Source organism: Acinetobacter beijerinckii CIP 110307, assembly GCF_000369005.1.
Lineage (GTDB): Bacteria > Pseudomonadota > Gammaproteobacteria > Pseudomonadales > Moraxellaceae > Acinetobacter > Acinetobacter beijerinckii.
Window position 1 is genome coordinate 29,342 of the sequence record NZ_KB849766.1, and the last position, 11,456, is coordinate 40,797.

Genomic DNA, 11,456 nt, shown 5'->3' on the forward strand with positions numbered 1-11,456 from the left:
AAATTTAATTATTTTCATATCACAACGAATACTAGATTTTTAAACCAAAAACTTTAGCTCGCTCCAAAATTCGTTCTGCCCAATGTTTATGTGTCGCAGGTTCAAGCATAGAACCATGACATGCAAAAACGGCCTGTGCATCTTGATTTAAAATATCTTGTGCTTGTTTCAATTCAATTTCATTGACTTGAAAAGCTTGATGCACAATCGGAATCTGTGCTGGATGAATAATGGTTTTACCAGATAAACCATGTTGAATATCTAAGTACAATTCATCTTGCAATAATTTAACTTGGCTAAAGTGTTCACATACAGGCGCACTTAAAGAAAATCCATGTGGCAAAAACTGACCAGCTAAATTTGAAATTAAAGTCCCAATTGGTGTTTGATATAAAGTCATGTCATTTGGGCGACGTAATGCCAAACAATTTAATAAATCATTACCGCCTATCCGCAAGACCAATACAGGATGAAACTGTTGTTGTAAAGCTTGCCTTAATTCCTTCATCGCTCCCATATCAAATGTATCAGGCGTTTCTAAGGTCGGCATCAGTTTTAAATCAGATGATAAAATAGCATGCCATTGATTCAAATTAGATAAGCCAAATTTAGGCAAGACCATACCATCTAATAACTGAATCTCTGCCCACTGCATCAATTCTTCTGCCATTTCTAAATGACGAGGACGAATAAATAACTGTGGATGCTGTAAGTTTCTTTGATTCTGTTGTAAATGTTGCAATAATTTTTTTAAATTCTCTTTTGCAAATTCAACATCATGCTCGACAACGGCATCTTCTAAACATAATACAACTGAACGTAATTCAGGATATTTTTCACCATTCACCACCTGCCATAAATCTGGTCGCGTGGCTGGCATGTATAATGTTGCCCCCAATGACAATGCAGATAACATATTAATTTTTCCCTAATTTTTGAATTAATGTAATGGCACGATAGGGTGCAATTTGATCACCAACGACTTTGGTTGGTGTCTGGGTAATATCCGTAAGATGGCGTAATAAAGCAGTGTCAGCATCATCGGCATCTCGCAATAGCACCAGATCAGGCACACGGCGTAAAATTGCACGTGTTGCTTCTGCAATACTCGGCTTAATTCGATTTAAATTAGTGATCTGATATTGCTGTGCCAAGTCTTGAATCACTTGCTGGCTTTGTTGCTGTTGTTTTTGCCGTTGTGTTTCTGTCCAAACGGCATTCGGTTGAACTGCACATTGACGGCGAATTTGATTAATTTTTTTAATAAATTGTTGTGATTGATCAAACTTTTCTAGCTGAGTATATTCAATACAACTATGCCATTGGTCAATATTTTGCGCATTAATCTCTTCAGCTTTGAGTGGTTCACCTTCACAAATCGTTCGTGAAATTAGCCCTGAAATCGTTGAACCCAACACCCCAGATGGAATCAACCAATCATCACCACTGGCAGCCAACCATGCACAGCCGCCAATATCAGCTAATACAACTAATGGCAGTGGCCGATTGGCAAAACGAGGATCATCTCCTAAGCTACGCTGTAATTCTTGTCGAATTGCACCTTTACCTGTCCAACCATCTACAAACACAATGGATTGATGCCCATGCTTGGCAACAATGGTTTCTAATGCTGCAAAATCAATCCCACGATCACGAAGAATACTTACCCCATAATGGATACAAGGACGACCCAAATCTTGTAAAGCATGATAAAGCAACACCCCTAAAGGTACGCCCGCACGAACAAAACTGACTAATACAATTGGCTCAACAAATTGCGTTGCTAAAGTTTGAGCCAACTGTTGTACATTCTCCGCCAAACGTTGCTGCCCTTGTTGCAAAGCATTTTCATACAGTACTAAATGACGTTCAGAAGGAGCATTTTCCTGACTAATCATTTGAGAATAGTGTTTTTGCCCAGACTGAATTAAATGTTCTTTCTCTACAGTATCCGTTGCTTGAATATGGGTACGACGCAATAAGAAGATTACTTGCTCAGGTAAATAACTACCACTAAACCCTTGCTTTGAAATCAATTCACTGGCTTGTTGCTTATTGATAATCGCCATAATACCCTTCTTGTGCATATTGTTGAGCCAAGTTATGTTTGACCCAACGATTCAATTGGCTATGATTCGGCATGCCCCACCAATCGCATAAATTTAAAAATTCAACATCAGATAAACTATCACCAAAACCTAAAATACTACGTTGTGGCACATCTAGTTGCTGTAATAAGAATTTTGCAGCATTAGCTTTACTGACAGGTTTTGGGATAAACGCCAAATTATTACCATTCAAATGAAAATAAAACCCATCTAATAATTCATCACTCAAACTATTCAATAGTTCTGGTAAAAAATTCGGCGCATACGGATTGTCATTTTCAGTATTTTGCTTGGCAACAAGATACAGCCCCAAACCTTGTTCTTCAACGATCCATGTCCGAATTGAGCCAAAGTCAACTGCTTGTTGGATAACTTGCATCAAAGCTTGCAATCGTGCTTTGTAAGGCAGTAGAACCTGCTGCATTTGTGAATGCCAATCTCGGTTAATTGACAGATCGGCATTTAAAACAGTTCCACCATGAGAACATACAGCACCGTACTGAAATGGCAAATGGACGCGAGATAGTGCTTCTGCACTACGCGCCGTCACAGGGATCACATGTGTACTTTGTAATAACCACTGCACAAAATGTTGTTGCACAGGATTCATATACGCCAAAGCCTGCCCATTTTTATCAGTCGTTGCCATTTTAAAGTCAGGTTGAGGTGTAATCCGTCGATGTGTTTGGAACAAAGTATCATCCAAATCAACCAACATAATGGGAGCTAAAACGGGAGTTGAACTTAATAAAAAATCAGTCATAAAAACATACAATTAAGAAATATGGTGAGGGTAATCTACAGCACTAATCACTTCAGCATTTGGCAATGCAGCTAATAATTCGGTCGCCACTGAGTCTTTTGTCGTTTCAACCGTAATAAGGATACGATCATAATCTAATGGTTTGATATTGTAGACAAAGTTTTGAATACCGAGGCCATAGTTATCCGAAAATGCCAACGCCGATTGAATCGCATGTCCTTCTGCGATTGGCGAACGTGTAATTGCGCTGAATTTCACATCAGCACCTTGTTGGTGTAAATGTTCTGCCAATAAAAAAGAAGACCAAACATATTCACCACTGCCTAAAACCAAGATTCGTTCTTGTGCTTGAGCAGAGAGTCGAATATGTGCAGTCGTATCCTTCACTGGTAAGCGTCCCCATGTCGGTTGCGCTAAAGCTTCAAATTCACCAAATGCAATCGTATCGACTTTTGGCATCTCAATTTTTTTTGGATTTTCAGCATCTTGCCATTGCCATGTGCCAGTCATCAACGCCACAGATTCACACTCTAGACCTGAAATATGAATCCCTGATGACCAATCCGCTAAAGTTGCAGTCACCACATGCGAAATCTCATTTAAACCTGCATTCTGCAAAGCTGAGATGAGATTAATAAAGGTTTTCCCTGTCGAAGCTTCATCATCAACGAGAACAATACTCTTACTCGCTAATATCTGAGCATGAATTTCTGGATCAGCAGAGCTATATAACAGTTGATCTTGCGCATGACTGTGCTCTTCTAAAAACCGAACGAGTAATGGCGCGTCTGCCACAGGATGTCGTGTGGTTGTGACATACAAAGCATCAGGATATTGTCGTTGTAACACCTGATGAACACCAGCTCCCAAACCAACGGCGGTTTCTGCCATCCCAATCACCAAAACAGGTTCAGGTAAATTCGCAGGAACTTGTTGCGCTAAATCAGTAAAGGCTTGGCGAATAATCACAGGGCTCACGGGAATATGCCGACCCAATACTTTTGATACAAATAAAAAAGCACGTTTTGGGTTAATACGTTCGGCAAAACCTAATAAATCTTGCCATTGCCATACATTATCTTTGCTAGGTTGTAAGGTTAATGTACCGCGCTGCAATTCAATCTTAATCATAAAGCTTTTTCATTCAAATCAGTAAAAAGGTATATTTAGCGATCAAATCTGGAAGTTAAACTTGCAGGCTTTGACTAATATTTCGAACTGTTATATTGCCAGGCATAACTTCCGCTTGGTACTCATGCTCAAGAAACTCTGAAATAAGAGCAACAACTAAATTAACACCACTATGAAAGGTGTGACTAATTCCACCTGAAGGTCGTGGATTGACTTCTAAAATATAGATTTCACCGACATGGTTATAGCGCGCTTGCATATTCACTAAACCATCACAATGAAATAAACGTGCTACACGTCGCCCAAGATCAATCGCAGGATCATCTAAAGTTAAGGTTTGATAATCACCACGATGTTTATAACGAGCCACGGCATAACGCACTTCACCATGAACGCAGAACATATCGACAGAACATTCATGCCCAGATAAAAATGGCATCACCAAATAGGCAGGCGTTTGTGGGAGCTGGCGATAACTTTCTATAAAAGTCTGCGGATGGGCTTTAAAATTTTGGCTGTTGTGAAACATATCAAACGGCGTAGCGTTTGGGTCTAAACGCCAGAATCCTGAAGCAAACACTCCTGTCACAGGCTTCACACATACCGCACCTTCGGCTGACCATTTATCATAAGCAGCTTGTAATTGATCCGCTGTTTCAACCGTTGTTGCAGGAACTACAGGAATACCATGTTCAGTACAAATTTGAGTAAATGCTGATTTATCATGTAGCTGTCCTACGTTTTCAGCAGTGTCACAACCCGCCATTAAACGAATACCAAGTGCATCAAAACGATGCTTTTGCTCTAAGTAAATACGTCCAAATCGTCCAGCAACAATCAATTTAACCTGTAAACGCTGTGCTTGCTCCAACACCCATTCTACTCGTTCTGACAAAACAGGTTCTTGTAAGGCAATATCGGCTACAGATGTAATTTCAGGGCGCAAATCTTGATGTGATGCAATAACGTGAATCGGAAAATCTGAGCGCAACTGCTTTGCAGCTAAAACTAAATCTCGTTGACAAGAATGCGCTTGAGTAAACCAAATTCCAATTGAATGCGGAGAAATAACCTTTGTTTCATCAATTTGTGGAACATTTAAATTTAACTTTATCATGAAGAACACACTACCATCTGAACCACCACTAAACGCCCGCCATCCTGACGGGATAATAAAATTTGCTTGCCATCTGTTAATTCAATTTTTGAACCAATCGGCACGACTGTCTTGGTCGCCACATCCATCAGATCAGGTAAATTTTCATTGACCAACCACCATTGCTCTTGATGAAAAATAAAATAACCCACACGTTTAGTTTGCTCAGCAGTCAGACGCTCATTAGGGGCGATCAGACTATTTGCATGCCACTGATAAATTGACTGCCCTGTCCATACCATTAGCCGATGATTGTCTGGTCTAAAACTCCCTTCTTGACGCGCTGAGTATAAATTTAAAATAGGTAATTGTCCTTTAAATTTAGTACCGCAGAAAGGACATATGGGTTGTGTGGTATTATCAAAAACATACCATTTTTGGCTGCAATCCGTATTAAAACAAGGTTGAATTAAATCAACAGTTTTAACCAAAGCAGTTTCCCAGTCATTTGCTGAGGGACGCTGTTGTGGTTGATGTAAACCTGTCACAAAACTTTTTAAAAATAAATCTTTAAGATAAGGGCCTGTCACATCATAAGGAATTTTTTCTGGATCAGCCCACGGTAAGGCACTCGGACGCACCTGACTTACTTTAACTCGATTACGATGATCCGTTGGATGCTCAATAAATAAAGCTTGTTCACCCATTGCGAGATTTTCATCTCGTTGAGGATCATTGAGATCATGCACCAAACCGCCACGTAGTGGATGTCGATAGAGCAGATACATATAAATCAACACCGCTAAAGCATGCCGATCTGTCATGATGTTTGGCAAATGCCGTGCTGGATCATCCTTTGTCAAATGATTGGTCTGTATGACTTCAGGTGCAATAAAATCAGGTGTTCCCACAACATCAGGCGGATATTTACCTGGGACAACCAAACCATCTACATCAATCACACAAGCACGACCCGTCACAGGATCGATTAGAATATTCTTATACGATAAATCAGAATGTGCTAAGCCTGCTGCATGCATACGCCGTACTGCACGGGCAATCAGAATACAAATTTTTAAATAATTCAGCCATGTACCTTTTTCTCGTTCGTCAAGGAAGCGATTTTGGTTATTGGCACTTGCAAACCACTTGCCTTCTTTTTCTTTGCCTTTAATTCCCAAAAAATCATCATTCTTTGAACCAAATTCAAAGAAGAATGGCTGTTGATAGGTAGGAGCTGTGATTCCAAGCAAACCATTATATTCCACCAAACCATCAGGCCAACAAAACACATTCTTCCAATAGTCACCACCTGCACTATTAAAAATTCCTTGCCATTTATTGCTGACAATTTCTTTTAAACGATCTTTTTGACGCTCTAATTCTGCTTGTGATTGATAAAAACTGTTTTTCTCTTTCGTAAAAAAACAGACGACATAAGATTTATCAGGTGAAAAATACACATCCTTCATCGCACCTGAGCCAACCACTTCATCCACAAATGCAATCGACCGACCATCTAGAGTTTGACATTGAATGATTTTATTCATCTTTAACCTCTAAGCGGCTTATCATGTACATTCAGTTCTGAACTTTTTTGATCATCGTTCTCATCAACCTTTTTTTGCAATGAATCTTGCCATAAAACCGCCAAAGTACGATCATCATGATGCCCTGCACTAAAGAATTTTGACCATTCCAATAAAGCTTGATCTGGTTTTTCATGCTGTAATTTTGGCTGGATCTCTTGCCATAGCTGTTGCCATTTTTGCAGATTATTCAAACCTGCATCTGTTTCAAAACGTGGGTCTGAAATACCATCGGTCATCAGCAATATCGCTTGGCAGTCTTGAAAATAACCAATATTCACGTGTGCGCTAAATTGATTGACTACTTGCCGAGATAAAAATCGAGTTTGACCTGCAAACTCTCCACCATCAGGTTTGCCCATCAATCGTATTTTATCAGGGCTATAAACGGCGATTGCACCATCCCCAATCCAAAAACTACTGATCAGTGTTCGTTCAGGTTGTTGTTTCACGATTGCAGCTAGTAATGTGGTAGAGAATTTTTTTACATCCACTTGCTGCTCATGTGCTTCATGTTCAATCGCCTCAACAGCAGTCAATGCTGCTTGATAAAATAAATCCTGCAACTGCTGACCTAAAGCTTGCAATTGTTGATCCACTTCTGCAACTTGCCAGCCTGCTATCAGTTGATCTAAGTGCGCTTGTCGCTGCTTTAAATCGTCAAGCAATATCTGTCCCATAGACTGCACTGCCAGTTGCGAACCACGCCTAGAAAAATCAGCGCTACCCGCACCATCCGCCACGATTAAAATTGCCCAATCACTGTTGTCTATTTGCCTAATCAGAAAATCATCATCACGAAAGCTTCCTGCATGTTCATGTGAACGCCCTCGTTGACTCGAAGCAGCAATCTTAAAATTCTCTGCTTGAATATACTCGGAATCACTGTGACTTTTCTGATAGGGTTCATTCGCGTCTGGCTCATTGATTTGCCATAAGCTTCGTGGATCAGGCGTTACAATGAACGTGACTTCACCTTGCTGCCAATCGACTTGTTCTTGATTGATTTTATATTGGAAATTTAATTTGAACTCACCTGCCTGCAACGGAGTTCCTTGTAACTGCTGCATGTCCTGATTAAAATACAGACCTAAGTCATCTGAGATTTCAATACGATCGGCACAGATATAGACTGGTTGTTGCATAGGATGTTGCATTTGAATCTTGGCTTGATAAATCTGCCCAACACGTGCATTTGGAATCTGAAAATAAGGCATTTTTTTCACCGTTTCTATAATATCAGTGGAGACATTTGGCGCATCCTTATTTGGTGCTGAGTTCAATACGACTTGAAGATTTGTAGCCAGCATTTGGGGATCAAGACTTTGTTCATGAGATACTGCACTTTCTAATTGGTAATCTAGCACCAAGCTCAGCAACTCAGTCTTTTGATTGAAATCAGATTGCCTAGTTTCTACGTCTGTATGAACTGTATTTTTTTCAATTTCTATTTCAGAATCAACTGGTTGCTCAAACTCACTTAGGTTATTTGGACAAGGTAAATAAATGGCTTGTCGCCCTTGTTGCAAAATATGGTATAGCTGAGTTTGGTGAAAATATGGAAGTTGCTCACATTGAAAAGCACTCGCATCATAAATCTCTTCAGCCAAATCATAATAAGCATTATAAATACGTTTGTTTTTGAGCAACTGACTGATCCATTCTGCATTTTCGCTCAAGTCAGGTGATTGGGTTTTATCTTGTAATAATTGCGTTAATAAATCAGTGAAAGCGCTTTGTATCTCTGGATGTAAAACTTGAGACATGCTTATTCCTTATGGCTATTTTAGCCACGCCCTCGTTGTACATCGAAACCATCAATTCCACCATAACCAAAGCGAACTTGGCGGCGACACCACGGACATGTTGCTTCTTCACTAAATCCGTCATAACACATCAATTGACCACAACCACACATTGCAAATGCAGTATCAGCCAAACAATGTGGACATTCGGGTGCACCTTGTAGCAAGGTTGTATTGACTTGTTGCTGATGCTGACTCTGATCAGACCACGTAAAATAGTCTTCATCTATTTTGCAGCATTCAGTTAATTGAAAATGATACAAATTAAGTTCGATATTTAAATCCTGTGGCGCTTTGTACTGAATTTCTCGCTCATATTTCATCAGATAAGGACGATTGAGTTTCGCGCAACGCCCAACAAAGGTGACACAATTTTCATCCACCAATGTATTTTTAGCTGGAAGATCTTTCACCAATCGCATATAGCTTTCATCTAAGCTTGGTAAATGATTATGTTCCTGTCCATCACCAATACTCTTACTTTGTGCTAATACAGAAGCACTGATCCATTGGAAAAACTTTTTAAAATCATGTTCATTCAATTCATCAAAGGCAATACAATGCTCAGTTAATTGCTTTAGGGTTTGATAATCCACATTTTTGCCCATACCTAAAGCAATTAAAGTGCAGCGTCGAGCATATTTTTTCTGCCAACGATAAATCGCATCTTTACATTCATCTGTTGGACGACCATCTGTAAATAAATACACCACAGGTTTCCAATCACCTTTAGTGTCCTCAGTGGTTTTAATTAAATGGCGATCAAATTCATTCATTAAATGTTCTAATGCTTTGCCTAAATGTGTACCACCACCTAAAGGTAGTTTCACAGGATAATAGGCAAAGACTTCAACCAATGGAACTAGTGTTCGAACTAAACCAGCAAAGGCAATCACCGAAACATAAACCGTTTCCAAAGCATAAGGATCTTTGCGCAATTGTTGCATGATCAATTGTATGCCTTGCTGCATCTGTTGGATATTCTGCCCAGCCATAGACTCAGAACAATCCAGTACAAAAAAAACAGGTAAACGGCGCATCTTTTGTCCTTAATGATTGATGATCGAATTACAAAACTAACTGTACTTCAGGTGGCGGTGGCGGCAATGAAATTGAACCTGAAATACCCGCACTACTACTTCCAGCAACCACACTGGCTGAGACCCATTTAAAAAATCCAGCAAATGAAGCCGCATCCATGGTATCCAATACCACGACCTTATCCGTGAGTTGCAATAAGTGCTCTTGTTTCGCTTTTGGTCCAGCAGCACAAGCCACAATACTGGCAAAATTAAATTGTTGAATCACAGGAATAACCTGTTGATAAGCATAAATATCTGAGGGTGAACCGTCAGTCATAATGAATAATAAAGGTCGCCAATCACCTTTCTCATCCGTTGTATTTGTTTGCACCTGTTGATTGACGCATTCAGCAAGAAGCTCCAAGGCAGCACCCATAAAGGTTGCTCCTGCACTGGGTGCTTGAATTTCTGCGAATTGAACTTGATCTAAAGGAGTTAAAGGTAAATAAATTTTTGGTTCTAAATCAAAGGTAATAATACTTAAATAAACACTTTCTAATGCATAAGGATCTTGACGCAGTGCACTCAACATGGACTGCAATCCGACATTCACTGAGTGAATCGGCTCACCTCGCATAGACCCAGACGTATCCAACAAAATATAAACAGGCAAACGACGCATAATTAGATTACTCAAACATGTAAAGCTAAAGTTTTAAAATTAAATAAACGCGATGACAATTGGACTTTGCAAAGAAAAAAATGATTACGTTTGTTATTCCATGAATATATAAATTAATGACTTCAATTTTCTAACATTCTATCCAAAACAGATGCAATTTTATTTATAGAAAGAAAATTGTTTTCAGTTTTTTAAATCAACACTTTTAACTTTGCTACTAAAATTAGTGATATACCCCATTGTTCAATTAAAATTTATGCAGTTTTATTATTTCACTTGATATTTTTAGGGTATCTACAATATTAATTTGATTAGAATAAACTCAATTAATACGTTCCTATAGAGCAAGAGTTCTAAAATTTCTCTGCTCATATCAACGTATCATTTTTAGCATAATCGTCAGTATTTTTCTATAAAAATCATTAAGAAATATATAAAAAGATACTGACTTGTATACCTTCTATAATTTTAATTGAATATTTTGAAGTTCAGCATCAAATGTATCAACTAGACTTTTAATAGTCGGTTCTTTATGTAACAACTCAACCGCACGATTAAACGCTTTTTGCTTGCGCGCATTTTGCATCATCAAAGGTGTATTTGAGTCTACTTCAGCATACTCAACGTTAAATTGTGTATTTGGCCACTGTACTTTTAAGGCATCTTCTAACCCATGCTGCAATTGAGAGAGCATGCCCTCATATTCCCGTGGGATTTGAAAAATCGAAGAACCATTAATTTGCCCTTGCATAACACCGTGCTGTGCTAACTCTTGCACTGCTGGCGAAAGTTGACTGGTTCTAAACCAATATTCCCACTTCTCTAAATTCCACTCCCCCTCTAAAACTTGTTCACGCAATTTTAAAATATCTTGTGGCATTAAATCAGTCGATTCAGCTTTATGCTGTTCTTCTAAACTTGTAACTGACTGCTGTTGTTTAATATCTACAGATTCTACTGAAAAAGGTGTCTCCTCAACTACATCTAACAGTAAATCAACGCGCTGTTCATTTTGCTGAATATCAACGTGTTCCCGAATATTATCTTCAACAGGAAAAATCAAAACTTCTTCTAAGTGTATAAATTCAACTTGAACGTTGCTTACTTCTACTGAAGTGTCTAACTCAACCAATTGCCCCGCACTTACATCAAAAACCATCATATTACTATTTAGATTTTGCGCAGCAGATTCAGATTCAGATTCAGGTTCAGGTTCAAGTTCAGGTTCAGGTTCAGGTTCAGGTTCAGGTTCAGGTTCAG

The 11,456-nt window shown here is 39.0% G+C and carries 9 protein-coding genes and 1 pseudogene; all 10 read right to left on the minus strand.

Annotated features, from left to right (window positions below):
* Positions 1 to 31: 31 nt before the first annotated feature.
* Entirely contained in the window at positions 32 to 916 is an 885-nt protein-coding gene (locus F933_RS13290; RefSeq protein WP_005054286.1) for an HpcH/HpaI aldolase/citrate lyase family protein, read from the minus strand.
* 1 nt (position 917) lies between these two features.
* Positions 918 to 2,069, minus strand: a complete 1,152-nt coding sequence (stiP, locus tag F933_RS13295) for a cysteine protease StiP (RefSeq protein WP_005062001.1) — start codon at positions 2,067 to 2,069, stop codon at positions 918 to 920.
* Complete coding sequence (locus F933_RS13300) at positions 2,053 to 2,871, minus strand: HAD hydrolase family protein (protein ID WP_005062002.1); 819 nt, start codon at positions 2,869 to 2,871, stop codon at positions 2,053 to 2,055. The genes stiP and F933_RS13300 overlap by 17 nt, the downstream gene beginning before the upstream one ends.
* Before the next feature lie 12 nt (positions 2,872 to 2,883).
* Positions 2,884 to 4,002 carry a phosphoribosyltransferase domain-containing protein gene (locus F933_RS13305; RefSeq protein ID WP_005062005.1) on the minus strand — a complete coding sequence of 373 codons (1,119 nt, stop codon included), beginning with the start codon at positions 4,000 to 4,002 and terminating at the stop codon, positions 2,884 to 2,886.
* Between the two features lie 55 nt (positions 4,003 to 4,057).
* Positions 4,058 to 5,119, minus strand: coding sequence for an ATP-grasp domain-containing protein (locus F933_RS13310; protein WP_005062006.1), 1,062 nt, complete (start codon positions 5,117 to 5,119; stop codon positions 4,058 to 4,060).
* Complete coding sequence (locus F933_RS13315) at positions 5,116 to 6,648, minus strand: helix-hairpin-helix domain-containing protein (protein WP_005062009.1); 1,533 nt, start codon at positions 6,646 to 6,648, stop codon at positions 5,116 to 5,118. Before F933_RS13315 ends, F933_RS13310 begins: the two co-directional genes overlap by 4 nt.
* A 2-nt stretch (positions 6,649 to 6,650) precedes the next feature.
* The gene (locus tag F933_RS13320; protein ID WP_005062013.1) at positions 6,651 to 8,453 is read right to left on the minus strand and encodes a PP2C family serine/threonine-protein phosphatase; all 1,803 of its coding nucleotides are present in this window, start codon (positions 8,451 to 8,453) and stop codon (positions 6,651 to 6,653) included.
* Between the two features lie 20 nt (positions 8,454 to 8,473).
* Complete coding sequence (locus tag F933_RS13325) at positions 8,474 to 9,532, minus strand: TerY-C metal binding domain-containing protein (protein ID WP_005054295.1); 1,059 nt, start codon at positions 9,530 to 9,532, stop codon at positions 8,474 to 8,476.
* A gap of 28 nt (positions 9,533 to 9,560) precedes the next feature.
* Positions 9,561 to 10,196 carry a vWA domain-containing protein gene (locus F933_RS13330; protein ID WP_005062015.1) on the minus strand — a complete coding sequence of 212 codons (636 nt, stop codon included), beginning with the start codon at positions 10,194 to 10,196 and terminating at the stop codon, positions 9,561 to 9,563.
* A 460-nt stretch (positions 10,197 to 10,656) separates the two neighbouring features.
* Positions 10,657 to 11,456: pseudogene (locus F933_RS17265) on the minus strand (DNA polymerase III subunit gamma/tau C-terminal domain-containing protein); the annotation flags it as partial.